At 72.2% G+C, this 25,722-nt stretch carries 15 protein-coding genes and 1 riboswitch; of the genes, 8 read left to right on the plus strand and 7 right to left on the minus strand.

Going from position 1 to position 25,722, the window contains the following annotated elements; genetic code table 11:
• Positions 1 to 278 precede the first annotated feature (278 nt).
• The 3 genes from AB0915_RS28670 to AB0915_RS28680 all read left to right on the plus strand — a co-directional run bounded on the left by AB0915_RS28670 (position 279) and on the right by AB0915_RS28680 (position 4,076).
• A complete protein-coding gene (locus AB0915_RS28670) occupies positions 279 to 1,433 on the plus strand; it encodes a PP2C family protein-serine/threonine phosphatase (protein ID WP_366693833.1) in 1,155 nt (384 codons plus the stop codon).
• 260 nt (positions 1,434 to 1,693) lie between these two features.
• A riboswitch (cyclic di-AMP (ydaO/yuaA leader) is annotated at positions 1,694 to 1,846 on the plus strand.
• 11 nt (positions 1,847 to 1,857) lie between these two features.
• Positions 1,858 to 2,976, plus strand: coding sequence for a M23 family metallopeptidase (locus AB0915_RS28675; RefSeq protein WP_366693834.1), 1,119 nt, complete (start codon positions 1,858 to 1,860; stop codon positions 2,974 to 2,976).
• A 155-nt stretch (positions 2,977 to 3,131) separates the two neighbouring features.
• Positions 3,132 to 4,076, plus strand: a complete 945-nt coding sequence (locus AB0915_RS28680; RefSeq protein WP_366693835.1) for an aldo/keto reductase — start codon at positions 3,132 to 3,134, stop codon at positions 4,074 to 4,076.
• 4 nt (positions 4,077 to 4,080) lie between these two features.
• Here AB0915_RS28680 and AB0915_RS28685 read toward each other — a convergent pair whose 3' ends face one another.
• From AB0915_RS28685 to AB0915_RS28700, 4 genes are all read right to left on the minus strand, one after another.
• Entirely contained in the window at positions 4,081 to 5,664 is a 1,584-nt protein-coding gene (locus AB0915_RS28685; protein WP_366693836.1) for a PrsW family intramembrane metalloprotease, read from the minus strand.
• 117 nt (positions 5,665 to 5,781) lie between these two features.
• Positions 5,782 to 6,591 (minus strand): tRNA (guanosine(46)-N7)-methyltransferase TrmB, encoded by an 810-nt coding sequence (gene trmB / locus AB0915_RS28690; RefSeq protein ID WP_366693837.1) that lies wholly within the window; start codon positions 6,589 to 6,591, stop codon positions 5,782 to 5,784.
• On the minus strand, positions 6,584 to 7,840 hold the full coding sequence (lhgO, locus tag AB0915_RS28695) for an L-2-hydroxyglutarate oxidase (protein ID WP_366693838.1): 1,257 nt from the start codon (positions 7,838 to 7,840) through the stop codon (positions 6,584 to 6,586). Before lhgO ends, trmB begins: the two co-directional genes overlap by 8 nt.
• A 314-nt stretch (positions 7,841 to 8,154) precedes the next feature.
• A complete protein-coding gene (locus AB0915_RS28700) occupies positions 8,155 to 9,681 on the minus strand; it encodes a sporulation protein (protein ID WP_366693839.1) in 1,527 nt (508 codons plus the stop codon).
• Between the two features lie 1,058 nt (positions 9,682 to 10,739).
• On the opposite strand from AB0915_RS28700, the gene AB0915_RS28705 reads away from it, so the two are divergent.
• Positions 10,740 to 12,851, plus strand: a complete 2,112-nt coding sequence (locus AB0915_RS28705; RefSeq protein ID WP_366693840.1) for an asparagine synthase-related protein — start codon at positions 10,740 to 10,742, stop codon at positions 12,849 to 12,851.
• Between the two features lie 80 nt (positions 12,852 to 12,931).
• Positions 12,932 to 16,327: a BTAD domain-containing putative transcriptional regulator gene (locus AB0915_RS28710; protein WP_366693841.1), complete on the plus strand. Its 3,396-nt coding sequence runs from the start codon at positions 12,932 to 12,934 to the stop codon at positions 16,325 to 16,327.
• Here the strand turns inward: AB0915_RS28710 and AB0915_RS28715 are convergent.
• Positions 16,314 to 18,311, minus strand: coding sequence for a sigma-70 family RNA polymerase sigma factor (locus AB0915_RS28715; RefSeq protein WP_366693842.1), 1,998 nt, complete (start codon positions 18,309 to 18,311; stop codon positions 16,314 to 16,316). The two genes, AB0915_RS28710 and AB0915_RS28715, sit on opposite strands and share 14 nt — an antisense overlap.
• Before the next feature lie 454 nt (positions 18,312 to 18,765).
• Complete coding sequence (locus AB0915_RS28720) at positions 18,766 to 19,632, minus strand: helix-turn-helix domain-containing protein (protein ID WP_366693843.1); 867 nt, start codon at positions 19,630 to 19,632, stop codon at positions 18,766 to 18,768.
• Between the two features lie 339 nt (positions 19,633 to 19,971).
• On the opposite strand from AB0915_RS28720, the gene AB0915_RS28725 reads away from it, so the two are divergent.
• Both AB0915_RS28725 and AB0915_RS28730 read left to right on the plus strand, forming a co-directional pair.
• Complete coding sequence (locus AB0915_RS28725) at positions 19,972 to 21,378, plus strand: NAD(P)/FAD-dependent oxidoreductase (protein ID WP_366693844.1); 1,407 nt, start codon at positions 19,972 to 19,974, stop codon at positions 21,376 to 21,378.
• A 238-nt stretch (positions 21,379 to 21,616) separates the two neighbouring features.
• The gene (locus AB0915_RS28730) at positions 21,617 to 23,326 is read left to right on the plus strand and encodes a SpoIIE family protein phosphatase (protein ID WP_366693845.1); all 1,710 of its coding nucleotides are present in this window, start codon (positions 21,617 to 21,619) and stop codon (positions 23,324 to 23,326) included.
• Here AB0915_RS28730 and AB0915_RS28735 read toward each other — a convergent pair.
• Complete coding sequence (locus AB0915_RS28735) at positions 23,320 to 24,663, minus strand: MFS transporter (RefSeq protein WP_366693846.1); 1,344 nt, start codon at positions 24,661 to 24,663, stop codon at positions 23,320 to 23,322. The genes AB0915_RS28730 and AB0915_RS28735 overlap by 7 nt on opposite strands.
• A gap of 131 nt (positions 24,664 to 24,794) precedes the next feature.
• On the opposite strand from AB0915_RS28735, the gene AB0915_RS28740 reads away from it, so the two are divergent.
• On the plus strand, positions 24,795 to 25,352 hold the full coding sequence (locus tag AB0915_RS28740) for a MarR family transcriptional regulator (protein WP_366134521.1): 558 nt from the start codon (positions 24,795 to 24,797) through the stop codon (positions 25,350 to 25,352).
• Positions 25,353 to 25,722: the final 370 nt, after the last annotated feature.

Genomic DNA, 25,722 nt, shown 5'->3' on the forward strand with positions numbered 1-25,722 from the left:
CGCTGGGCTCATAACCCAGAGGTCGCAGGTTCAAATCCTGTCCCCGCTACTGAAGATTCAGGCCCGGCACGCAGAACGCGTGCCGGGCCTGATTCGTGTTTTCCGTCCCCCCTTCGGCCGATGCGGAGTCGCCGCGCGACGCCGCTCCGGCAAGCCTGGTCAGTGGAGTGCGGCACCGTCCGCAGCCAGGCCCGTACTGGGAAGGAGACCGTGGGGCGTATGGGGGCAGGAGACCGCAGGAGCCGCTGCGCGTACCGGGCAGGAGAGCACAGGTGGGGATGGCGGAGAAGCTGCGCGGGGTGCGGGGCGGGGGTGACATCCCTTCCCGGCGGATCGTCCGCGCGCTGCCGACGTTTCTGATCGTCGCCGGGCTCGTGTTCGACATCCTCACTCCGCCGCCGTTCACCGCCGTGCCGCTGTTCGTGGCGGCCCCGCTGGCCGCCGCACCGTTCTTCTCACGGGCGAGCACCGTCCGTATCGGCGTCGCCTCGCTGCTCTCGATCCTCGTCCTGCGGATCGAGAGCGGCACGGTGCTGCAGGTCGTGCCGTCCCTCGAGGTCATCACCGTGCTCACCGCCTCGATCCTCGCCTTCTTCATCAACGGAGTCGTAGCGCGCGGCAATGAGCAGCTGGCTTCGGCGCGGGTCATCGCGGAGACCGCCATGCGGGCCGTGCTGCCGGAGCCGAACGACTTGATCGGCGGGCTGCGGGTCGCCGCGCGGTACGAGGCGGCACAGGCGGACGAGTTCGTCGGCGGCGACCTGTTCGCCGTGGTGGACACCCCGCACGGCGTGCGGCTGGTGGTCGGGGACGTGCGGGGCAAGGGGCTCGACGCGGTCGAGGCGGTGGCGGTGATCATCGGCGCGTTCCGGGAGGTCGCCGAGCACGAGGCTTCGCTGGAGGGCGTGGCGCAGCGGCTGGAGCGGGCGCTGGCACGGGAGGGGGAGCGACGCGGCGGGATCGATCCGGTCGAGGGGTTCGTCACCGCCGTACTCGCCGAGATCCCGCACGGTGGTGCCGAGGTACGGATTGTCAACCGCGGCCACCCCGAGCCGCTGCTGCTCCACCCTGACGGAAGGGTGGAGGTGCTGGTGCCGAGCGTGCCTGCGCTGCCGCTCGGCATGGGGCTGGGGGTGTGGCCGGACCTGGCCGACGCCTGGGGTCTGGCCGCCGGGACGACGCTGCTCGTCTACACCGACGGTCTCTCCGAGGCGCGCGACAAGCATGGGGTGTTCTATGACCCGGCGGCCCGGCTGCGTGGGCGGATCTTCCCCAGGCCCGAAGAGCTGCTGTCTGCGCTGACCGATGACGTACGGCTGCACACGGGCGGCAAGTCCACCGACGACATGGCGCTGGTCGCGGTCGTACGGCCCGCGGAGGGGCAGCCGGAGCGGCGCAGGACCGTGAAGATCGTGAGGCGCGGGCAGGAATGAGGCGCGGCTGCGGTGAGCACACGAGGACGACGCCACCGTGCGTAATCGAAGAGTGCCGCTCTGCATAACGTTTGACGCAACGTCAGAAAGGCGGTAGTGGCTGAGTCCGGGTCAACTCGCCCGATTTCGACCGGTTGTGTCCAGTAAAGTCCAGGCCAAGACCCTGAACGATCAGTGGGAACAGCTTGGAATCAGGCCTGTGTGTCTATTAACGTTCGATAACGCAGCGCGGTCGTCCCAGCCGTCGTCAGTGGCGGCACCGTGCGCGAGCGCCGAATTCCGCAAGGGAACCGGGGAACCACCTCCATGGGGTGAATCGGACACCTGTGTCTCGTGAGAGGCGGAGGAATCCGTAGGAGACCTTCCTGCTCCGAACCCGTCAGCTAACCCGGTAGGCGAGAAGGAAGGAAAGGAGTGCGCCCCCGTGGCGTCCAACAAGCCTGCCCCCGAAGCCCCTTCCCGGTTCGGCTCCGACTTCACCACTGAGTACGCATCCGGGACGGACACCGAGTTCGGCACCGGGTTCACCGCCGAGGTCGGGACCGAAGGCCTCGGAGAGGCCGACCGGGAGTGGGAGGAATGGAACCCCACCGAGGAGTCCGTCCGCCCCGTACGCGGCAGGCACCGCGTCGCCAAGCAGCGCAACGGGCTCGCCCGTAGCTCCACGGTTCTCGGCGTCGGCGTCATCGCGGCCGTCGGCGCGGGCGGCATGGCCACCGCGCAGAGCAAGCCGCCGGTCTCCATCTCCCTTCCCGATTCCCTCGCGGACAAGCTCCCCGACGCCAACTCCCTCCCCAGTGTGGGCGCGCTGTTCGCCGACGGGTCCGCCGCCGACCAGGCCCAGGCCAAGACCGCCGCCGCACCGCTGACCAGCGCGGGCATCACCACCGCGGAGGCCGAGCAGGGCGCCACCGACGCCGGCGAGGCGCTCCGCGCCCGCATCCTCCAGCAGGCCGAGCAGCAGCAGAACGCTGCCGACGCGGAGGCCAAGGCGGCCGAGGAGAAGGCCGCCGCGGAGAAGGCGGCAGCCGAGGCGAAGCAGAAGCAGGACGTCGCCGAGGCCAAGGCCGCGGCCGCGAAGAAGAAGGCGGAGGAAGAGGCGAAGGCGAAGGCCGAGGCCGAGCGGCTCGCCAAACTGGCCGCCAGTTACGCCATCCCCACTTCCTCGTACACGATCACCTCGATCTTCGGGCAAGCCGGTTCGATGTGGTCCTCCGGCCACCACACCGGTCTCGACTTCGCGGCGCCGACCGGCACCCCGATCAAGGCCATCCACACCGGCACCATCAAGTCGGCGGGCTGGTCCGGCTCCTACGGCTACCGCACGGTCCTGGAGCTCGAGGACGGTACGGAGCTGTGGTTCTGTCACCAGTCGTCGATCGACGTCAGCGCCGGCCAGAAGGTCACCACCGGTGAGACCATCGGCCGCGTCGGCGCCACCGGAAATGTGACGGGTCCCCACCTCCACCTGGAGGTCCACACCCCGGGCGGCACGGGCATCGACCCGATGACCTGGCTGCGCGACAAGGGCCTCACGGTCTGACCCGATGAACGCGGGCCGGTCCCACCGGCCCGCCACCGATCCCCGGCAGTCCTGACGCTCACCCCCCGACGTCAGGGCTGCCGGTCCGTTTGGCCACGGCTTTCGCGTGCGGCATGCATGGAATAGCAACACCGCTGGAATCCGTTGTTCCGCTCATGACCTCTCTGCGCAGACTCGGCTCTTCCGACCTTCAGGTCTTCCCGCTCGCCCTCGGCGGCAACGTCTTCGGCTGGACCGCCGACGAGGCGCAGTCGTTCGCCGTCCTCGACGCGTATGCCGCGGCGGGCGGCAATTTCATCGACACCGCCGACGCGTATTCCGCCTGGGTCCCTGGCAACGAGGGCGGCGAGTCGGAGACCGTCATCGGCAAGTGGCTCGCCGCACGCTCCAACCGGTCCGACATCGTCGTCGCCACGAAGGTCGGCGCCCACCCCGCGTACAAGGGGCTCTCCGCGACCACCATCAAGGCCGCGGCCGAGCAGTCGCTGCGCCGGCTCGGCACCGACCACATCGATCTCTACTACACACACTTCGACGACGAGACCGTCCCGGTCGAGGAGATCATCACCGCCCTCGACCGGTTGGTGAAGGACGGCAAGGTGCGCGCCATCGCCGCCTCCAACATCAGCCCGGAGCGGCTCCAGGCGTCCCTGGACTTCTCCGAGCGCGAGGGGCTGGCCCGTTATGTCGCCCTGCAGCCGCACTACAACCTCGTCTCCCGCGACACCTACGAGGGCGAGCTCCAGGACACCGCCGCCCGCGCCGGGCTCGCCGCCGTCCCGTATTTCGCCCTGGCCTCCGGTTTCCTCACCGGCAAGTACCGTCCGGGCACGTCGGTGGAGAGCGCCCGGGCCGAGAAGGCCGGCCGGCACCTGGAGTCGGAGCGGGGACGGAAGGTCCTGGCCGCACTCGACAAGGTGGCCCAGGAGCGCGGCGCCGAGATGGCGACCGTCGCCCTGGCCTGGCTCGCCGCCCGTCCGACCGTAGCCGCCCCGATCGCCTCGGCCCGCACGGTCGAGCAGCTGCCCGCACTGGTGGCCGTCGCCGGCCTCCGGCTGACCGAGCAGGAGCTGGCGGAACTCACCGAGGCGTCCGCCTGACCCGTCACCAGGGATGCTGGGGCGGCCGGTTCCCGTAGCTCTGCTGTCCGTGGGGCGGCTGGTGATACGGCTGCCCAGGGAGCGACAGGTACGGGTTGTGGCCGCCGTACGGCTGGTACTGCTGAGGAACCGGCTGGTACTGCTGAGGAACCGGCGCCGGGGCCATGGAGTGCGGGCGCAGACGGCCCGTCGCCTGTGCCGCGTACGCCAGGGCGGGGGCGGCCACGTCCCGGCGCTGCCAGAGATGGTGCAGCAGTTCCAGTTCACGTGCGGTGAAGTCCGGTTCCGCCGCCCCGCGGCCGGCCCGGCGGCGCAGGAACGCCAGGGACGTGGCGAACGACTCGTACTCGGCGACCGCCCGCGCCGCCGCCTTGCCGCGCGCCTTGGCCTGCGCCTTGGCGTGGCTGCGTACCTGGGCCGCGATCCGGCTGTGAGTGCCGTGGGCGGGGCCGTGGGCAGGGGCGTACCCGTAACCCGGGGCCCCGTACCCCGCTTGTGCGTGCCGCTGGCGCGCCAGGTCCCGGGCCAGGCCGCGGGCCCGCATCGAGGAGAGCGCGAGCGGCTCGGCCGGGGTCAGCCAGCCGGCGGCCGCGTACGCGGGCAGCTCGGTCGCCAGGGTGCGCAGCTCCCGCTGGCGCGACCAGATCGCCAGCCAGGTGACCAGTCCGAAGACCGGGACCATGAACACCCCGTACACGACATAGAAGCCGTACGGACCGAACGTCCCCGAACCGTTCCACAGGGCGTGCATGCCCATGGCGAGGATCAGTCCGAGCAGCGGCAGCGCGATGCGGCGGATGCGGTGACGGCGTGCGCTGAGCGCCGCGAAGCCGAAGCCCAGACCGGTCAGCACGGTGAAGAGGGGATGCGCGAACGGCGTCATCACTCCTCGTACGAAGAAGGTCGCGGCCGTCACCGACGCCAGGCCCGAGCTGCCGATCTGCTGGTCCTCGCCGAACGCGTTGCCCAGGTAGAGGATGTTCTCGGTGAAGGCGAAGCCCGTCGCGGTGAAGCCGGCCACGACGACGCCGGCGACGACACCGCCGAAGTCCCGTCGCCGGAACAGGAAGATCAGCAGGACGGCCGCCGCCTTCGCGCTCTCCTCGACGACCGGCGCTATGACCGTGGCCCCGAGGGTGTCCGCGCTCGCCGGGTCCGCGGTGGCCGTCGCGATCCAGCGGGTCGCGAACGAATTGGCGATGATCGCGACCAGGGCGGCGGCGCACGCACCCCAGGCGAAGGCGAACAGCAGATTCCGCCAGGGTTCGGGTTCGACCCGGTCCAGCCAGCGGAACGCCGTCATCAGGACCGGGACGGGCAGCACGGCCAGACCCAGCCCGACCAGGAACCCTTCGGTGCCGGTCTGGGCGCGGACCAGGGCCAGGATCACCAGCCCGCACAGCGCGAGCACCGTGAAGACAGCAGCGATACGGAACGTCTTGCTCCGCCAGACCATGCCGACGCGGCGCGGACGGTAGCGCCACTGGCCCCGCTCCGGCACGGCCGCCAGGATCTCGCCGACCCGCTGCTCCTCGAGGAGCGGAACGGCCGGCTGCGACTGTTGCTGCTGGACAGACCCGTCGGACACCCCATGACCCTAACGAGGGGGACTGACAGCTGACCATGGGGCAGTGCGGTGCGCGCACCGCCCCGTCAGGAAATCTGCAGCTCAGCCACGGGCGAGGACCCAGTCGTGGTCGAAAGGTCAGCTGCGGGCGAAGAGCAGGTCGTGCACGACATGGCCCTTGTCCAGGCCCTGCCCCTCGAACCGGGTCAGCGGACGGAACGCGGGCCGCGGTGCGTAGCCGCCGTCCGCCGCCGTGTTCTCGAACAGGGGGTGCGCGGTGAGCACCTCGAGCATCTGCTCGGCGTACGGCTCCCAGTCGGTCGCGCAGTGGAGCACGGCGCCCGGCTTCAGCCGCTGCGCCGCCAGGTCGAGGAACTCCGGCTGGATCAGCCGCCGCTTGTGGTGGCGCTTCTTGGGCCACGGGTCGGGGAAGTACACCCGCAGCCCGTCGAGTGCGTCCGGCGGCAGCATCTCGCGCAGCAGGATGATCGCGTCACCGTTGGCCACCCGGATGTTGGACAGTCCGTTCCGGTCCGCGAGACCGAGCAGGTTGCCCTGGCCGGGGGTGTGCACATCGACGGCGAGTATGCCGGTGCCCGGGTCGTCGGCCGCCATCTGCGCGGTGGCCTCACCCATCCCGAAGCCGATCTCCAGCACGACCGGAAGCCCGTCGAACAGCTCGGGCAGGTCGAGGACCGACTGCCCGTCGATGTCCAGGCCCCACTTCGGCCAGAGCCGCTGCAGCGCGTCCTCCTGGCCGGGCGTGACACGGCTGCGGCGCGGCTGGAAGCTGCGGATCCGGCGCTCGTGGTGCGACCCGGCCGGGTCGGCGGCGGGTCCGCCGGGGAAGCGCGGTTCCTGACGCAGCCTGCGCTGCCGCTCGAAGGCTGCGGCGCGCAGATCGTGGGCCTCGTCGGACTCGGGGGCGGGGTTCAAGGACTCAGACACAGTGCCCCGATTCTACGGCGGGCGGCTTCCACCCCGTTCCCTGTGCCCGGAGCAGCGCCCTGCGTGCCACCTCCCGCCCGATGGGCAGCGAGGCCGTCGCGGCGGGCGACGGGGCGTTCAGCACATGCACCGTGTGCGGGGCCTCGCGGATCAGGAAGTCGTCCACCAGCGTGCCGTCGCGCAATACCGCCTGGGCCCGGACACCGGACGGGGCGGGGCGCAGGTCGTCCTCCGTGACCTCGGGCAGCAGCCGCCGGACGGCCGCGGTGAATGCGCTCCTCGACAGTGAACGGTGCACCTCGCCCGCCCCGTACCGCCAGTGTCTGCGTGCGATCTGCCAGGAGCCCGGCCAGGCCAGCGTGTCCGCGAGCTCACGCGGGCGTACGACCGGCCAGCCGTATCCCTCGCGGGCCAGCGCGGGCACCGCGTTCGGCCCGACGTGGACGCCGCCGTCATGGCCCCGGGTCAGGTGCACCCCGAGGAACGGGAATGCCGGGTCCGGCACCGGGTAGACCAGCCCGCGCACCAGCTCCGGCCTGGCCAGCTCGTAGTACTCCCCACGGAAGGGCACGATCCGCATGCCCGGCTCGTCGCCCGCGAGCCGGGCCACCCGGTCGCAGTGCAGCCCCGCGCAGTTGACCAGGACCCGGGCCCGCACGACGCGGCCGTCCGCCGTCCGCACCGCCACACCCCACGGGCGGCGGTCGATCGCAGTGACCTCCGCTCCGAACCTGATCAGCCCGCCCGCGCCGCGCACCTCGGCCGCGAACCGTTCGGCAACCGCCTTGAAGTCGCACACACCGGTCGTCCCGACCCGGATCGCCGCGAGCCCGCGCACCTGCGGCTCGTACTCCGCGATCCCCGCGGGCCCCAGCTCCCGCACCGGCAGCCCGTGCTGCCGGCCGCGCTGCACCAGGGCGTGCAGCCGGGGCAGCTCGGACCGCCCGGTCGCGACGATCAGCTTGCCGGTCACCGCGTGCGGAATGCCGTGCTCCGCGCAGAAGTCGATCATTTCGGCGGCGCCGCGCACCGCATAGCGGGCCTTGAGCGAACCGGGGCGGTAGTAGATGCCACTGTGGATCACCCCGCTGTTGCGCCCCGTCTGGTGGCGCGCCGTGCCCCACTCCTTCTCCAGCACGGTCACGCGCGTGCCCGGAGCGGTCCGCGTGAGGGCATACGCCGTCGACAGGCCGACGATCCCGCCGCCGATCACCAGCACATCGCAGTCGTACGCCGCGTGAGTCATCATCGCGCCACCTCCCACCCCGATAGTGCACTGACCCACTGACATCGCACTCAAACCAGCTGAGGCCAGCGTGGCGCCCGGAATTCCGCCTCCGGATGCCTGCGCGTCGCCCGGAGGACTCCGCGCGGGCATCCGAGAGGTGCGGGCGCCCCTGGGGAGGCCGCTGGTGCTGCGACCGGCAAAGCCTGCCGGGAGGGGCACTGGAAGTGCCTTGAAGATCTTGAAATCGTGCCTGACTTGCCCTGGTTCATAGCGATTTACATGTGCTGGCAATCCGGGGTGAGTCGGGCGGCCAGAGCAAGATCTTCGGCGGTTTCCTAGACCGGCGCCACCAGCAGCGGCCGTGCCCGCTCGCGCAGCTCGGCGACGCGTGGCTCGTCCCCGTACGGTTCGAGGCGGTGCAGCAGGTCCCGTACGTACTCCGTGGTCCGCGCCGACGAGATGCGGCCGGCCACCTCGACCGCCCGGGTGCCCGCCGCGCAGGCCGCGTCCAGGTTGCCGGACTCCAGCTCGGCGACGGCCGAGACCACCAGCCGCAGCCCGTGCGAGCGCACGAACTCCTCGGTCGGCCGGGACAGCGCCTGTTCGGTGAAGCGCCGCACCTGCCGCGGGGCCTTCAGATCGCGGTAGCACTCCGCGGCGTCGGCGGCGAACCTGTCGTACGAGTAGAAGCCCAGCCACGACGGGTCCGCGTCGCCGTCCCGGGAACGCTCCAGCCAGCTCTCGGCGGCCTTCAGCGCGGTCCCCGCAGCCGCGGCGTCGCCCGCCTTCGCATGGGCCCTCGCCTCCACCAGCCGGAAGAAACTCATGGTGCGGGCGGTGGCGAGCCCGCGGTTGCGTTCGACGGCCGCCTGCGCGAGGTCGACCCCCTCGTCGGCGAAGCCGCGGTAGGTCGCCTGAAGCGACATCGACGCGAGGACATAGCCGCCGAGCGGCACGTCGGCCGCCGCCCGTGCGAGCCGCAGCGCCTGGATGTAGTAGCGCTGGGCGGCCTCCTGCTGCCCGGTGTCGAACGCCATCCACCCCGCGAGTCTGGTCAGCTCGGAGGCGGCGCCGAAGAGCGCCCGGCCCACCTCGTCGCTGTACGAGCCGAGGAGCAGCGGCGCCGCGTCCACCCGTAAACACTCCGGGACCATGGAGGAGCGCCAGTCGCCGCCGCCGTACTTGGAGTCCCAGCGGCGCGCGTCCTGGGCCGCCTCGCGGAGTTTGGTCACATCGCTGTGGCCGACGCGCAGCGGCGAGATGTCGTTCACGGAGTCCGGTCCCGGCTGTACGGGAATGTTGGGCGCGCCGCCCGGTGCGCCCGGCGCCGGCTGCGCACCGGGCTCGCCCTGCGTGCCGAGGATCGCCGCCTCGGCCGCCGACGAGTCGCGTGCCACCGACGGGTCGGCGGGGGTTATCAGCCAGCGCGACGCGGGCGTCGCGTACGCGCTCACCGAGAACGAGCCCGCCAGCGACTGCCAGATCCCGCCGCTGCCTGCCCGGCGCCCCGCCAGATCCAGCCGGTAGAGCTCGGTCGCCGAACGCACCGCCTCGCCCACGTCGCGCGGGAAGGCCAGACCCACCTCGGGCGCCGGATCCGCGTCCGCGAGTCCGATCTCGTGCAGCGGGACCGGCCGGCCGAGCTTGGCGCCGATCGCCGCGGCGATGAGATGGGGCGCGGAACCCTGCGGCACCATGCCCTTCGAGACCCATCTCGCCACCGAGGTCTTGTCGTAGCGAAGTGTCAGCCCGCGCTGCGCCCCGAGGTCGTTGACCCGCCGGGCGAGCCCGGCGTTGCTGATTCCCGCGAGGGCGAGAACGGTTCCGAGCTTCTCGTTCGGCCCGCGTTGCTCCCTGGACATGCGCCACCCCTCGACACACAGACGGCAGCCGCGTCACCGAGGAGGCGCGCGGCATTCGTACCGTGTTCTCCCCAGGGGCGGGCCCCGGCACTCCGGCCGCACACGCATGTGGCCGAGCCCCGAGGAATATGCCTCCTGCCGAGAACCTCAGTAAACCCAGCGTAGTTCGTCGCATCCCTACCGTTAAGGGGCAGACGTCCGCATGGCGGGATTGTTGTCCGTACGGACGGTGGGCGGACGATCGGCGTACGGGGGCGGTCCCGCCGCGGCGATCCGGTCGTCCGGCCGGACCCCTTGCCCGGACGCCGCCCCGGACCCCGCCGGGCGAGCCCCCACGTGCTCCTGCCGTGTGGCCGTGCGCCCGGCCGTGCGCTCTGGCCCGGCCGGCGGGGGGAGCGCTTGCATGGGTGCTGCGTGGGTCGGCCCACTGCACTGGACTCAGTGGGCTGGGGGACACTGCCGCCTCATTCCCCGCAGGCGGCGGACCGGTCCGGGAGGCGAACCACGTCTCCCGGACTGTGCGTTCGGCGGGCCGCCGGCGCGGACCGGGGCCGGTGTGAGAGGGGCCGGTACGGGAGCGGCAGGGGGTTGTCGCGGAGCCGGTCGGGCGACCTCGTAGCAAAGCGGGACGGAACGGGAAATCGTGCGCACGGGGAGTCGGTTCCGGCGCCCGCCGTGCTCTTCGAGAATGGCCGAATGGCGTCGGTCCGCGGTGGCTGGGCCGGGCGATTCGCGGACACCGGCGGACTGCCGGCCCGCGGTCGACGGGCGGTTCGGGAGCTGGCCGGATTTCGGCCGGTACGACCCGGGGCGACAGGGAAGGCAACAAGCGGAACCTGTAGATCCGTTGTGGCGTCCCGCAGTGCGCGGGGATCGGGCGCCCCCGACCCGCCCTCCGGCTTTTGCCAGGGGCGCATGCGCTTGCGACGTGCGCCCTCCGTAGCCACTCCTGCGCGCCGTTGTCGTGGCAGCATGTCCCGCAACGGCGCTGCATGTTCCCGCAGTTCTCCCGGTACGAACCAGGTGCGCCGTTTTGTCCACAGCCTGTGGAGGCGGCGATGCGTTGGTTGGTGGGGTGGAGCAGTATCGCCGCGAGCTTCGGCACGGTCGGCGCGGTCGGCGCAGCCGACGAGGGACGCACGGTGCACCCTGTGGGCTCCCAACTCCTTTGGGGCGATCCCGATCCGCTCTGGGCGGTCGGCGACTGGCGCCCCGACGAGATCCGGATCGCCTCGATCGAGACCGCCGAAGGCGCACCCACCGCCCGCCTCGCGGTCCTCGGCTGCTGCGGCGCCACCGACGAGCAGCTCCGCCGCGGCCTCCTCGCCGCCCGCGGCGGCGCCCTGCGCCACCTCACCGCCTGGCCGGGCAGCTACACGGCCGTCGTCCGGATCGGCCGGAGGATCACCGTCGTCGGCGACCTCGCCGGAGCGCGCCCGGTCTTCTACACGCCCTGGGCGAGCGGTACGGCGTACGCGACCGCCGCACTCCCGCTCGCCGACCTCATCGAGGCGCAGCTGGACATCGGCCACCTGGCCGCACTGCTCGCCTGCCCCGAGACGCCGGAGGCGCTGCGCGACGGCACTCCGTACGTGGGTGTGAAGCGCATTCCGCCGGGGCACGCGCTCATCCTCCGCGAGGGCTCCCGCGAGATCACCGGGTACGAGCCGGTCGCCTCCCTCGCCGTCGCCGCCCCCCAGCTCGACCCGGTGAGCGCAGTGGACGGGGTGCGCGACGCGCTGCTCGAAGCGGTACGCGCCAGGCTCATGGCCCCCCGCCACGCACCCGAGACCCTGCCGCCCGACCCCGGACCGGTCCCCGGCATGGGGCCCGCCGAACGCCGCGCCGCCCGTGGCGCGCCCGTCCCCGGCATCGGCGCCGACCTTTCCGGAGGCAGTGCCTCCGCCACCCTCGCCCTGCTCGCCGCGGGCCTGCCCGGACTGCCCGGCACCCTCCTCGGCCACGGCACGGGCGCGGGCGAGCGGCTGCTCGCCGTCACCTTCAACGACCTCACCACCCGCGACCACGAGGACGAACTCGAACGCGCCGCGGTCATCGCCGCCAACCCGCGGCTGCATCACGTCGTCGTCGCCGCGGGCGAGGAGGCGCTGCCCTACGCCGACCTGGGCAGCGGCCCGCTCACCGACGAACCGGCCCGGTCCCTCGTCGTCGCCGAACGCCACCGCAGACGCCTCGTCGCGGGCAGTGCCGACCACTTCGTCGGCGACGGCGCCCGGCAGGTCCTCGACGCCCACCCGGCCCGCCTCGCCGATCTCCTGATGGACCGCCGCCGACGTCACCTGCTGCGCCCGGTCGCCGCCCTCGCCAGAGCCGAAGGACCGTCCGCACACTCGCTGTTCGTACCGCTGACCGTCTACCGCGCGGCCCGCCGCCTGGCCCGCACGTCCTACCGGACGGGTCTCGAAACGGCAGCCGACCGGCTCCCGGACGCCAACCGCCGCACGCCCGACCTCGACACGCCCGCCGACGCCTCGCTCGCCGCGCTCACCTGGTCGCGGCCGGGGCCCGCCGCCCGCTGGCTGACCGGGGAGGCGCTCGCGGAAGTGTCGGTGCGCCTCCAGGAGGCGGCGATCCGCCCCACTTCGGTCCAGCGTCCCGGCGAGGCCCGGGCCCGCGCCGCGCTCGCCCGGCACGCCGCCGACCACCGGATCCTGGAACAGGCCGCCGAGATCCGCAGCCAGCGGCTGCACGCCCCGTTCCTCGACAACCAGGTGGTACGCGCCGCCCGCGCCCTGCCCGAATCGCTCCGCGTCCAGCCGGGCGCCCGGGCCGCCGTCCTGCGCCGCGTTCTCGCGGGCGCGGGCATCCACGAACTGCCGCCGGGCTGGGGCACCCCCTCCCAGGCGACGTCGACCGCGGTCAGCCGCACCGGTCTGCGCACCGCGCTCCCCGACCTGATCGCACTCTTCGACGCGCCGCTGCTCGCAGACGCGGGCCTGATCGAGGCCCGGGTCGTGCGGAAGGCCCTGCGCGCGGCCTCCGAGGGCGAACCGCTGCCCCTGGACGGCCTCGCCGACCTGGCCGCCACGGAGCTCTGGCTCCGCCGTCTCGTCTCCCGCCGCGGCACCTGCTGGACGGGCACGGCCGCGCCCCGTCGGCGCGCGGTGGCGGGCGGAGTGGTCCCGGCCCGCCGCACCCTGCAACGCTGACCGCCACCCGATACCCGACGCCGCTCCCGGCCGCCGGAATCCCGGCGCACGCGGTCGGTGCCGCAGGCCACAATGACCGGGTGCGGTACCTGATCCTGGGCGTCACCGAGGCGCGAGACGTGCACGGCGGCACGCTGCCCGTCGGGGGCGCGCGGCTGCGCGCCCTCCTTGCCGCGCTCGCCCTGCGCAAGGGCCGCCCGGTCCCGGTCGCCGATCTGGTCGACGACGTATGGGCGGGCGATCCTCCGTACGACGCCTCCGCAGCACTCCAGGCGCTGGTCGGCCGGCTGCGCCGCGCACTGGACCGGGGCGCCGTCACCAGCACTCCCGGCGGCTACCGCCTGACAGCCACCCCCGACGACATCGACCTGCATGTGTTCGAGCAGTTGTCCCAGCGGGGAGCGGCCGAACTGGAGTCCGGGGACCCCGAGGCGGCCGCCGCGACGCTCCGTACGGCACTCGCCCTCTGGCGCGGACCCGCCCTGGCCGACCTGCCCGAACGTGACCACGGCAGACGCCCGGAGGCCCACCGCCTGACCACCCTCGAGCGCCGCATCGAGGCCGACCTGCGGCGCGGGGGAGCCCTCAGCCCCGTCGCCCTCGTGCCGGAACTCGCGGAGCTCACCACCGCCCATCCGTACGACGAACGCTTCCGTGCGCAGCTGATCCGGGCCCTTTGCGCGGAGGGCCGTCAGGCGGACGCGCTGACCGCGTACGAGGAGGCGCGCCGGGCGCTGGCGGACGGCCTGGGCGCGGACCCGGGGAGCGAACTGCGGGCACTCCACCAGGAGCTGCTGGCACCAACTGAGCCGACGGCGGCTGCGGTTCGGGGTGCCGTGGGCGCCCCCACTGCCGACCACCCCCAGCCCCCGGAGCCCGCGCCCCTTCGCGGCAACCTCCGCCCCCGCCTCACCTCGTTCGTCGGCCGCGAACCCGAACTCCGGTCCATCCGGGCCGATCTGACCGGCTCCCGGCTGGTGACCCTCACCGGCCCCGGTGGTTCGGGCAAGACCCGCCTGGCGGAGGAGTCCGCCCACACTGTTCGCGCCACCGTGCCCGTCCCCGACACCGACGCCTGGATCGCCGAGCTCGCCCCCGTCGAGGACCCCGCCGCCGTCCCCGGAGCCGTACTCACCGCTCTCGGCCTCCGCGAGACGAACCTCCTCCTGGACAGCGGCCGCGACAGCCAGCCCCTGCGCTCCGACCCGACCGAGCTCCTCGTCGAGCACCTCGCGCACCGGACCCGCCCCGGCTCCCGCCCCTTCCTGCTCATCCTCGACAACTGCGAGCACGTCATCGACGCGGCTGCCGCCCTCGCCGAAACCCTGCTCACCCGCTGCCCGCGCCTGCGTATCCTCGCCACCAGCCGTGAACCCCTGGGCGTCCCCGGCGAATCGGTTCGCCCCGTCGGCCCGCTCCCGGCGGACCGCGCCCACCGCCTTTTCGCCGAGCGCGCCCGCGCCGTACGCCCCGACTTCGACCCCGACCCCGGCAGCCAACGGGACGCCGTCGCCGAGATCTGCCGCCGCCTCGACGGACTGCCGCTGGCCATCGAACTCGCCGCGGCCCGGCTCCGGATGCTCGGCCCGCGCCAGATCGCGGACCGCCTCGACGACCGTTTCCGCCTGCTGACGGGCGGCAGCCGCACCGTGCTGCCCCGCCAGCAGACCCTCCGCGCGGTCGTCGACTGGTCCTGGGACCTCCTCGACGACGCAGAACGAACCGCTCTGCGTCAGGTCTCCGTCTTCGCGGGCGGCTGGGACCTGACCGCGGCTGAAGCCGTCATCACCGCGAGCCCCGGGGCCACCGCCGCCGACCTCATCGGCGCTCTCGTCGACAAGTCCCTCGTCGTCGCCGCCCCGACCCCCACCGGCGAGATGCGCTACCGCCTCCTGGAGACCATCCACGAGTACGCCACCGAGCGCGCCGCCGAGACCCCCGAGACCCTGGCTGCCGCCGAGAGCGCGCACACCGCATACGTCACCGCGCTCGTCGAGGAGGCCGAACCCCGGCTGCGCTCCGGCGAACAGCTCCCCTGGATCCGGCGCCTGGAGACGGACCTCGACAACATCCGCGCCGCCCTCACCCGCACCACCGTCGCCCACGTCTCCGAAGCGGAAGCGGCACGTCTCGTGCTCGGCATGGGCTGGTTCTGGTGGCTGCGCAATCTCCGCGGCGAGGGCCTCGCCTGGACCGAACGGACCCTCTCACTCGGCAACGACCCCACCGACCCCACCGATCCCCGCTACTGGCCCCGGATGGAGCTGCGCATGCTGCAGTTCTTCCTCGCCGTGGAGAGCCGGGCGTCCGACGACGTCCGTGACGACGACCGCATCCAGGAGCTTGTCCGCACGGTGCGGGACGCGTTCAGCACGCCGGGCCCGCATTCCGCGCGCTTTCCCGGGCTGCTCTGGCCCATGACCTCGTATCTGAGCCGTGAACCGGACGACACCCGGGACATGTTCGATGCGGCGCTCGCCAACACCCGGCTGCATGGAGGCGCCTGGGAGTACGGCGTCACGCTGATGTTCCGCACCCACATGATCGTCGACATGCGCGGCGGCATGCCCGGAGTCGACGACGACCTCGCCGAACTACGCGGGCTGGCCCGCAGCAACGGCGACCGATGGATGCGCGCCCAGTCCGCCGGGGCCGCCGCGGAGGCGGGCATGATGCGCGGACGGTACGAGGAGGCGCGCGCGGCCTACGAGGAGGCTCTGCTGCTCGCCCGCGAGGTCGGGGCCCACGCCGAGGCACCGTTCCTGCTGGCCCGCCTCGCCGATCTCGCCTACCGGACCGGTGACACGGCAGCCGCCGAGCGCGGCCTGGACGAGTCCGCGGCGGAGGCGGAGCGCTACCAGGCGCACGACGCCCGTGCCTACGTCCAGTGCCTGCGCGGCGTCATCGCCCTGGACCGCGGCGAGATCCCGGAGGCCCGCCGGCAGATCACCGAGGCGCAGCGCACGGCCGGTCGCGGCAGCCCGCCCGTGCACTTCCTGGCGATGATCGACGGACTGTCCGCCCGGATCGCCGCACGCGAGCCGGAGTCCAGGGGTGGAGGCCCGGCCGCCGGCGTAAGCGGACTGACCGGCGCCCTCCGCATGGCGTGGGACGCCCAGTGTGCCGAGGCCGTCACCGGGTTCCTGGCGCAGAGCGCGGCGCTCCTGCTTCCGGCGGTCGGCTTCACCGCCGCCGGTGTACGCGTCCTGGCCGCAGCCGGGACGTGGCGGCTCCCCGGCGCCCTGACCGGGAGGGAACGGGCGGAAGCGGAGGAGATCGGCCGCCAGGCATGCGAGGAACTGGGCCGGCAGCTGTACGAGTCCGAGCGCGCCGCGGGCACCCGGCTGACCGTCGACGACGTCCTCGAACTCCTGGCCCGCATCACCGCGGAGCTCCCCGGCGCCGAGGAAAGCGGCTCGGATCGCCGCATCGGTTCCGACGGGAACAGCCCTGGACCGCGGATCAGCGGCAGCTGATCCGCGACTCCGCCCAGTCGGCCAGCGTCACCCCGCCGAACGGGGCCGCCGGTTCCACGACGAGCCGGATCCGCTGCTGCCCCGTGATGCTGATTCCCATGGGTATGGCCGGATCGGCGCCGTTCATCAACGGGGACTGCCACAGCTGCACCCCGGCACCGGTGAACACGGAGAAGCGCACCGAGCCGAGCCCCGCCGTCAGATCGTCGACCCCGACCGTCGCCTCGTAGCGGGTGCATGCCCGGTTCAGCTGGATGGTGACCGACGAACGGCCGTGCACGGTCACCCCGTGCGCGTATCGCGTGCCGCCGATCGACAGGCCTGAGCGCCGCCAGACCCAGCTGCTCTCACCCATCGACACCTCCGGCTCCGAGTGGCCGCCGAGGAAGGAGTAGCGCAATTCGCTGACCTGGTAGACGACAGTCGGCGGCGCGGGCGGCGGAGGTGTGGGCGTGGGCGTCGGTGTCGGCGTGGGCGTCGGCGGCGCAGGGGCCGGCGGCTCCGGTGTGGGTGTGGGTGCGGGTGTGGGCGTAGGTGTAGGTGTCGGTTTCGCCTTTGGCGGCGGAGTCGGCGTGAGCGCGGGCGGTGCGGGCGGTGCGGGCGCGCTCGGAGGTTCGGGCTCCGGCACCGGCCTCGGGGGCGGTGGCGACGGCACCGCGGGCGCCACCACCGGCGGTTTGGCCACCGGCTCGGCCTCCGGCTTCGGCTGCTCGTCACCGACCAGCGCCCAGACCAGACCCGCCGCGGCAGCGACGGCCACCGCCGCCGCGATACCGGCCTTGACCGGAGCGCCCAGCCCCTCCGAGGCCACTGCGCCACCGGCCGCACCGCCGGACGAACTCCCGCCCGTCGCCGCGGCGGCACCCGCCCCCGCCGCACCGCCCGCCACGATCCCGGCGGCCTTGAGCGCGTATCCGGCGGCGAACCAGCCGACGACCGCGACCGGGAGCAGCGCCGGAATCCCGGCGTTGACATGCGTCAGCTCGCCCGCGGCGACCCGGCACTTCGCGCACTCGTCCAGATGCTTGCGGAGCCCGCGTTCGGCCCGCATCCGCAGGCCGCCCCGGGCGTAGGCGCCGAGCCGGTCGGCATAGCGCGCACAGTCGCCGCCCGAGGTGAGCGACTGGCTCACATGCGCCTGCAAATACGCCTGCTTGAGCCCCTCACGGGCCCGGCCGGCCAGCGCCGCCGTGGCGTTGGCGGTCAGCCCGAACAGCGGCGCGATCTCGCTCGGCGACTCCTCCTCGACGGTGGTGTGCCACAGCACCGCCTGCCAGCGCTCCGGCAGACTGCGGAACGCCCGCATGGCCATCGACTGCTCGGCCTCGTGCATCGCCATGACGTCCGCGCCCAGATCCAGCGTGTCCGCGTGCGGCACCCCGGAGGAGCGGGACGCCTGCACGGCGAACACCGCGAAGTCATCGACCAGCTGTTCCCGTTTCGCCGTTTTCGTCCAGGCGGCGGCGACATGTCGTACGGCCGTCATGAGGTACGCCCGCACGGCTTCCTCGGGTCCCTTGCCACCCCGTACCGCCTGCAGAGTGCGGGCGAAGACCTCGGCCGTCAGGTCGTCGGCGGTGTGGGCGTCCCGGCAGCAGCTCCGGGCGTAGCGCCGCACACTGCCCGAGTGCCGCCGGAACAACTCCCCGTACGCGAGATCGTCCCCGGACCGCATGCGCTGGATCAACTGGGCGTCGGAGAGCGCGAGTCCGGCGGATCCGGCACTGCTTCCGCCGCCCCGCTGCATCGGTACGGCGACCTCGGCCCCGACCGGGGAACCGGCGCCGACGTCGGCATCGCGGCCCGCCGGCGAGGACGGCCAGGGTCCGGGCAGCACGGTTCCGCCCTCGGTGGTGTCACCGCCCGACCGCCCGGGGCCGGCCTGGCTCGGGACCCGCCGGGAGACCGGCTCACCGGCCTCCGCGCACTCACCCACGACCGAGACGCCGTCGGGTAGTTCTTCCTGCTGCCCGTCACCGCTCATCGCGGAAGCCCCCGTATGCGCTTTCGGACCCGAACACCGGGCCAGAGTGCCACACGGCGCAATCACGGCGAACGTTCAATCCCGGCAACCACTCATCCGGGGCGTTTTCCGGAATGTGGTCACCAGCGGGCACTCGCATGGGGAAGAATCAACGAGCCTCCGGCGCAGCCGAGTTGCCGAACGTGCCCCCGCTGTACGAGGACCACGCCGACACCTCACGGCCTCCCCCATCACGGACCCGGTGTCCCCGCGCCAAAGCCCGACGCCGCCCGACCGCCGGGCCCCGCGCCGCCAGGCGGCTCTCCCGGCGGACCCAACCACGGCCCATCCGGCCACGGCCCTGCCAACCGAAGGTCCGCCGAGCTGCCCGCAATCCCGAGCCCACAGGCCAGCCCGAGCCCACGCGCAAGCCCGGGCTCACGCACACCCGAGCTCACCCGTCATGCATTCCCGCTCACGCAGGGCGCGAGCGCAGCCCCTCCAGCAGGATGTCCAGCAGTCGGGTCGAAGCGGCAGCCTGCTGAGCCGCATCCGGCAGGACGGGCGCCGCCGTCGCGATGACCAGCAGCACGTCCGCCACCGTCACATCACGCCGCAGCTCACCCGCCGCCCGCGCACGGTCGACCAGCCGACCCACGACCTCCAGCAGCTCGGCCGTGCCCGCGCCCTCGTCCGAGAGCCCGTCGTCGGCGGCCGGATGCCGGCCGACGACCCGGAGGTCGGCCTGCACCGCCCCCTGTCGCTGATGAGGAACCCGCGCCTCATCCAGGACATCCCGGACATCACCGGAGCCCGCAGCCGAGGCCGCGCCCACATCCTGCGAAACTCCCGGGCCCCCGACCACTGTCGAGTCGTCGGCATCGACACCGACCCGCAGCACCTGCGGCGGCAGCAGCCGCCCCGCACCCGAGGCCACGGAGGTCCGCAGGAAGCGCGAGAGCGCCGACCACGGCTCGTCCTCCTGCCCCAGCGCGGCCCGCGCCTGGTCGGTCAGTCGGGCGGTCTCCTCCTCGGCTATCCGGCGCACCAGCACGTCCTTGCTCGGGAAACGCCGGTACACCGTGCCGACCCCGACCCGGGCGCGGCGTGCCACGTCCTCCATCGGAGCCCCGTACCCCAGCTCGCCGAACACCTCGCGTGCGGCTCGCAGTACATGCTCCAGATTCCGCTGCGCGTCCACGCGCAGCGGCGCCGAGCGACCGGCGGTGGAGCTGGAGCCGACAGTCGCTCCCACCGTGCTCACCGTACCGACTGTGCCGATGTGTCCGTTTCCGTCGGACGAGACAGCAGCAGTCTGCCAATGCGAATCCTGAATGTGCATAGCTTTCCCCCGGTTATGACGTCTCCCCCCGGAGACTTCCCGCCGTGTCGGTCGGGGAGTGGATCATCATCCCAGCCCGACACCCCGACGACATACGAACATAGTTGAGCCCGGGTCAATTCAGAAGAGGGCAGTTCCGCACGGTAGGCCCCCCGATCGGAGCAAGGACCGGTTGATTCCTGATTCTGCCCCTCTCCGCCACCCCCACTGCAACGTCTGACCTGCGCAGCTTCCGTATTGCCCCGATGGCCGTCCCCAGCAGCCCATCCAGAACCTCCGGTCACACAGTTTGCCGGGGCTGTGGACAAATACCTGAGCACGTTGCGTCATGGGGAGGTGATGGCTTCAGATTCCCGGGGGACACCCCCCGGCCCGCCGCCGGGTGTGCGCATCCTCGTCATCGGCGGCGGCTACGTCGGGATGTACACAGCGCTGCGTCTCCAGCGGAAGCTGAAGCAGAAACTCAAGTCCGGCGAGGCCGAGATCGTCGTCGTCACGCCCGAGCCCTACATGACGTATCAGCCGTTCCTGCCCGAGGCGGCCGCAGGCTCGATCTCGCCGCGCCATGTCGTCGTACCGCTCCGCCGCGTGCTGGCGCAGTGCACGATCGTCATCGGCGAGGCGCAGCGCATCGACCACGCCAAGCGCACCGCGACCGTCACCACGCTCGCCACCGGCGAGGACGGCACCGGCGCCCTGGAGATCCCGTACGACGAGATCGTCATCGCACCCGGCTCCGTCTCGCGCACCCTCCCGATCCCGGGCCTCGCCGACCACGGCATCGGCTTCAAGACCATCGAGGAGGCCATCGGCCTTCGCAACCACGTCATCGAGCAGATGGACATCGCCTCCGCCACCCGCGACCCGGCCATCCGCGACGCCGCCCTCACCTTCGTCTTCGTCGGCGGCGGCTACGCGGGCGTGGAGGCGCTCGCCGAACTCGAGGACATGGCCCGCTACACCTCGCGCTACTACCACAACATCAAGGCCGGGGACCTGAAATGGATCCTCGTCGAGGCGTCCGACCGGATCCTGCCGGAGGTTGGCGACGTGATGGGCAAGTACGCCGTACGGGAGCTGCGCGGCCGCAATATCGACGTACGCCTCGGCACCCGGCTGGACTCCTGCGAGGACCGGGTCGCCGTCCTCAGCGACGGCTCGCGCTTCCCGACCCGCACGCTCGTGTGGACCGCAGGCGTCAAGCCCGCCCCCATCCTCGCCGCCACCGATCTGCCCCTCACCGAACGCGGCAGGCTTCGCTGCACCGCGCAGCTCGCCGTCGAGGGCGCCGAACACGCCTGGGCCGCCGGGGACGCCGCGGCGGTTCCCGATCTGACGGCCGGTGAAGTGGGCAAGGAGACCGCGCCCAACGCCCAGCACGCGGTGCGCCAGGCCAAAGTCCTCGCCGAGAACATCCTCGCGGCGATCAGAGGCGAACCGCTCAAGGAGTACCGGCACAGCTACGCGGGCTCCGTCGCCTCGCTCGGCCTCCACAAGGGTGTCGCCCATGTCTACGGACGCAAGCTCAAGGGCCGCCCGGCCTGGCTGATGCACCGTACGTACCACCTGAGCAGGGTCCCGACCTTCAACCGGAAGGCCCGCGTCCTTGCCGAATGGACCCTCGCCGGACTCTTCAAACGCGAGATTGTCTCCCTCGGCTCGCTGGAACACCCGCGCGCCGAATTCGAACTCGCCGCCGGGGGCAGACGCACCGGGGACGACGGTCCGCCCAAGCAGGAGGGCTGACTGTCAGTACGGTCCGTCACACTGGACGTGTGACCATAGGTTGGTCCACACCTGTACAGAGTGACCCGGCCGACCGTGACCAGCAGTGACCAGTACGACGAGGCCCGGCAGCGCCTCACCTCACCGGGGGTCCGGCCCCCGGTGCCCCCGACCCCGGTGGAAGCGAGCCGGTAGCAGAACCGGCAGAGGAAGCGGCCCGCCCGAGCGGACCAGACCGACACACGAGGCCAGAATTTCCGTGAACTTCACGCGTTGGAGCGTTTGCCTACCAGGAACGCAGCGTCGCGCCGCCGCCCGGGACGACCGCAGTTCGGTGCCCGCGGCCCGCGGCGAGTACGCCGGGGCCGGGCCAGGGTCCGCCGCACCGGACGGAAACACCCCCAAGGCCTTCGGAGAGGTCTCCGAACCGGCCCCCGGACCCGCGCTGGAGGATCTCCCCGCCCGCGAGCTCCTCGGCAGGCTGCCCGCCCCGGTCGCCCTGGTGTACGGCCCCGACCACCGCATCGCGTACGTCAACGACGCCTACGCCACAGCCTTCGGTCCCCGCCCCATCGGCGCCACGGCGGCCGACGCGATGCCGGAGCTCGACGAGCTCAGCCTGCTGCCCCTCATGGACCAGGTCCTGCGCAGCGGCACGCCCCGTACGGTCAAGTCCCGCAAGGTCCGCAACGGCAGCTCGTACACCGTGACCTGCACCCCGGTCGCCACGCCCGCCGCCCACGGCAAGATGGACGGCCGCACAAGCGGCAAGGGGAGCGAGGGCGGTGTTCTCGTCCACGCGGCCGACGTCACCGACCACGCCGAAGCGGCCGAGCGTCTCCGCACCAGCGAGCGCCGCCACCGCGAGACAGCCGTCACCCTCCAGCGCTCCCTGCTCCCGCAGGAGCTGGAGCACCCCGACGACCTGCGGATCGCCGCCACGTACCAGCCGGGCGGCACGGACGCGGCGGTCGGCGGCGACTGGTACGACGTCATCACCCTCGGCGCGGGCCGCACCGCGCTCGTCATCGGGGACGTGATGGGCCGCGGGGTGCGTGCCGCCGCGGTGATGGGCCAGCTCCGCACCGCCGTCCGCGCCTACGCCCGCCTCGACCTCCCGCCGCACGAGGTGCTGCAGCTGCTCGACGGTCTCGCCGCCGAGATCGACGCCAGCCAGATCGCCACCTGCGCCTACGCGGTTCACGATCCGAACGAGGGCCGGCTCGTCTACGCCTCCGCCGGCCATCTCCCGATCCTCGTACGCGACGAGGACGGTTCGGTGCGCCGCGCCGAGGATCCGACCGGACCGCCGCTCGGCACCGGGGGCTGGATCCACACGTCGGGCACGATCGCGCTGCCGCCCGGCTCCACCGCCGTCCTCTACACGGACGGTCTCGTGGAACGCCGCAGCGAGGACATCGACGAGGGGGTCGCGGCCCTGGAACGCGCCCTCTCCGGCGCCAACGGATCACCGCAGGTGGTCTGCGACCGTCTCATCCGTTCCCTCGGGGTCACCGCCGAACACGACGACGACGTGGCGGTGCTGGTGGTCCAGCACCCGGCCCGCACCGGGGCGAACGCGGAACTGTTCCACAACGCCTCGCTCGATCTCCTCGGCGGCATCGAAGCGGCCCCGCGCGCCCGTGCCTTCGCCACCGGCGTCCTGACGTCGTGGCGGTTCCCGGTGGAGCTGTGCGACCTGGGCGTCCTCGCCGCCAGCGAACTGGTGGCGAACTCCCTCCAGCACGGCACCCCGCCGATGCGCCTGGGGCTGCGCCGCACCGACCGCCGCCTGATCATCGAGGTGACCGACGGCGACGACCACCTGCCGCGCCGCCGCCGCGCCGAACCGGTGGACGAAGCGGGCCGCGGCATCTCCATCGTCGCGACGATCGCCTCGTCCTGGGGCAGCCGCCGCACACCCGGCGGCGGCAAAGCGGTCTGGTGCGAGTTCGCGCTGCCTCAGTGAGCGGCAGCAGAAGCCGCGGCTGAAACCGCAGGGGCCGCAACGGGGGCGGTCGCCGGCTCGGCTGTCGCTTCGGCGTCCGGCACCGACGCGGCCACCACCCGCGACGGCACCACCGCGAGCGAAGGCTGATCCTGTACGGGGGTGAGCTGACGCCCCAGCCGCAGTGCGAGCACTGTGATGCCCAGCGAGAACAGCACGAACGTCACGATGTACGGCCCGTGCAGCGAGGCCCCCATCGGCCCGCCCACGGCCGGACCGACCGCCAGCGCGAGCTGCTTGACCAGGGCGAAGGCCGAGTTGTACTGACCGACCATCGACTCCGGCGCCAGATCGGCGACCAGCGGCGCGACCGTCGGCGACAGCATCGACTCACCGAGTCCGAACAGGGCGTACGTGGAGATGAACGCGGCCGTCGCCATGGTCTGGCTGCCGTGCCCGAGCCCCGCGTACCCCGCCACGATCCAGGCGAGCGCCCAGATCAGCCCGACCGCGGCGATGACCCGGCTGCGCTTGCGACGCTCCACCAGCCGCAGCACGACGAATTGCGCCGCGACGATGACCGCGGTGTTGGCGGCCAGCGCGATGCCCAGCGTCGACGGCTCGATCCCGGCAGCCTCGGTGCCGTACGCCGCAAGACCGGACTCGAACTGTCCGTAGCAGGCGAAGAACAGCACGAAGCCCAGCACACACAGCTGCACCATCGCCCGGTGCGAGAGCAGCATCCGCAACCCGCCCTTCGCCGCGGACCCGCCGGTGGGCCTGGCGTCCGTGAGCGCGGGGGAACGAGGCATCCGCACCGTCACCGCGACGACGCCGAGCACGATGAACATCGCCGCCTCGATCAGGAACAGCAGCGTGAAGGTCTCCGGCCGGCTCGTGTCGACGATCTGCCCGCCGACCAGACCACCGATGCCGAGCCCCAGGTTCTGCAGGAAGAACTGCATCGCGAAGGCGCGCGTACGGGTGGCGGCGCCGGAGCACTGGACGAGCATCGTGGCGAGCGCCGGCGCCATGACGGCCGTGCCCGCGCCGAGGACGGCTGCCGACAGCACGGCGGTCGATACGTTCGACGAAAGTCCGAGGGCCGCGGCGCCCACGGACGCCACCACGGCGGCGACGATCAGTACCGGGATCGGACCGCGCCGGTCGATGGCCCGCCCGGTGAACGGCAGGACTGCCAGCGCTGCCATGGCGAAGACGGCCAGCACGACTCCCGCCGTACCGGCGCCCAGATCCCGCACCTGTGCCACATAGACGTACAGATACGGAACGGTGAACCCCACACCGAACGCGCTCAGCGCGCTCCCGAGCTGGATCCGCCGCAGCGCTGCGCCCAGTTCCCTGGTCACACTCACCTACCTCAACCTCGAAGGACTCACGTCCAAAGACTTCAACAGTAAAGTTAGAACCTCAACAGTACAGAACGAAGGACTTCGACGCCAATGGAAGGCGTGCCATACTGCCCGCCATGTCTGACACCACCGAGCCCTCCGGCCTCCAGGAGCCGAGCCTCGACGAACAGATCGCCGCCTATCAGCGCGAGTTCCGCGACCTGGATCCCCAGGTCGAGCAGGTCGTCTCGGCCCTCGGCCGACTGAACCGCCGGATGAACGTCGGGTATGGACGCCAGCTGGCCGACCTCGGCATCAGCAACGCCGAGTGGGAGGTCCTCAAGACCCTCGTCGTGGCGGGCTCCCCCTACCGGCTGGGCCCGGGAGAGCTGGCCAAGCGCCTCGGTCTCACCCCGGCGGCGATGACCCACCGCATCGACCGCATGGCGAACGAGGGTCTGGTCACGCGGGACAGGGACGAGAGCAACCGCGTACGCGTCATCGTCGAACTGACCGACGAGGGGCGTGCGAAGTGGCTGGAGGCGATGCGCATGGCATCCGCCTTCGAGGGGGACCTGCTCCAGGACCTCTCGGGCGAGGAGCGCGGAGCCCTCGGCGAGATGCTGATCCGCCTCCTGCGCAGGGTCGAGCACACCCAACCGGACGCCGGCGGCCGCCTCACGGACCTGGACTGACCCACGCGGTGCGAGCGGGGAAATCGGCTTGACCTGGCGGGGTTGACACGCCTCCTGCCGATCCGTAGGGTTCTCCGAGTTGTCACGGTGCCGGAACGGTTCTGTGGCAGCCGATCCCGCCGCGAATGCGGCAACCAAACTCTGTGCGATGTCCCGTCCGGGATGATTTCGGCATGCCGGAATTCATTTCGAAGGTTCGATTATGAATGGCCGGGAAAATCCGCTAAAGTTTGGGACGTCGGAACGGCCCAACGGCCGGGAAGACGAAACCCGCTGACCGGGAATCGGACACGAAAGAGTCTGATAGAGTCGGAAACGCAAGACCGAAGGGAAAGCCCGGAGGAAAGCCCGAGAGGGTGAGTACGAAGGA

This window comes from Streptomyces sp. NPDC048411 (assembly GCF_040704695.1).
In the GTDB taxonomy this organism is placed as follows: Bacteria; Actinomycetota; Actinomycetes; order Streptomycetales; family Streptomycetaceae; genus Streptomyces.

Coding starts and splice junctions, on each gene's coding strand:
- AB0915_RS28700 (WP_366693839.1), bottom strand. CDS start 9,681: ATGTCCAGGGAGCAACGCGGGCCGAACGAGAAGCTCGGAACCGTTCTC.
- AB0915_RS28670 (WP_366693833.1), top strand. CDS start 279: ATGGCGGAGAAGCTGCGCGGGGTGCGGGGCGGGGGTGACATCCCTTCC.
- lhgO (WP_366693838.1), bottom strand. CDS start 7,840: ATGATGACTCACGCGGCGTACGACTGCGATGTGCTGGTGATCGGCGGC.
- AB0915_RS28740 (WP_366134521.1), top strand. CDS start 24,795: ATGTCTGACACCACCGAGCCCTCCGGCCTCCAGGAGCCGAGCCTCGAC.
- AB0915_RS28705 (WP_366693840.1), top strand. CDS start 10,740: ATGCGTTGGTTGGTGGGGTGGAGCAGTATCGCCGCGAGCTTCGGCACG.
- AB0915_RS28680 (WP_366693835.1), top strand. CDS start 3,132: ATGACCTCTCTGCGCAGACTCGGCTCTTCCGACCTTCAGGTCTTCCCG.
- AB0915_RS28715 (WP_366693842.1), bottom strand. CDS start 18,311: ATGAGCGGTGACGGGCAGCAGGAAGAACTACCCGACGGCGTCTCGGTC.
- AB0915_RS28720 (WP_366693843.1), bottom strand. CDS start 19,632: ATGCACATTCAGGATTCGCATTGGCAGACTGCTGCTGTCTCGTCCGAC.
- AB0915_RS28725 (WP_366693844.1), top strand. CDS start 19,972: ATGGCTTCAGATTCCCGGGGGACACCCCCCGGCCCGCCGCCGGGTGTG.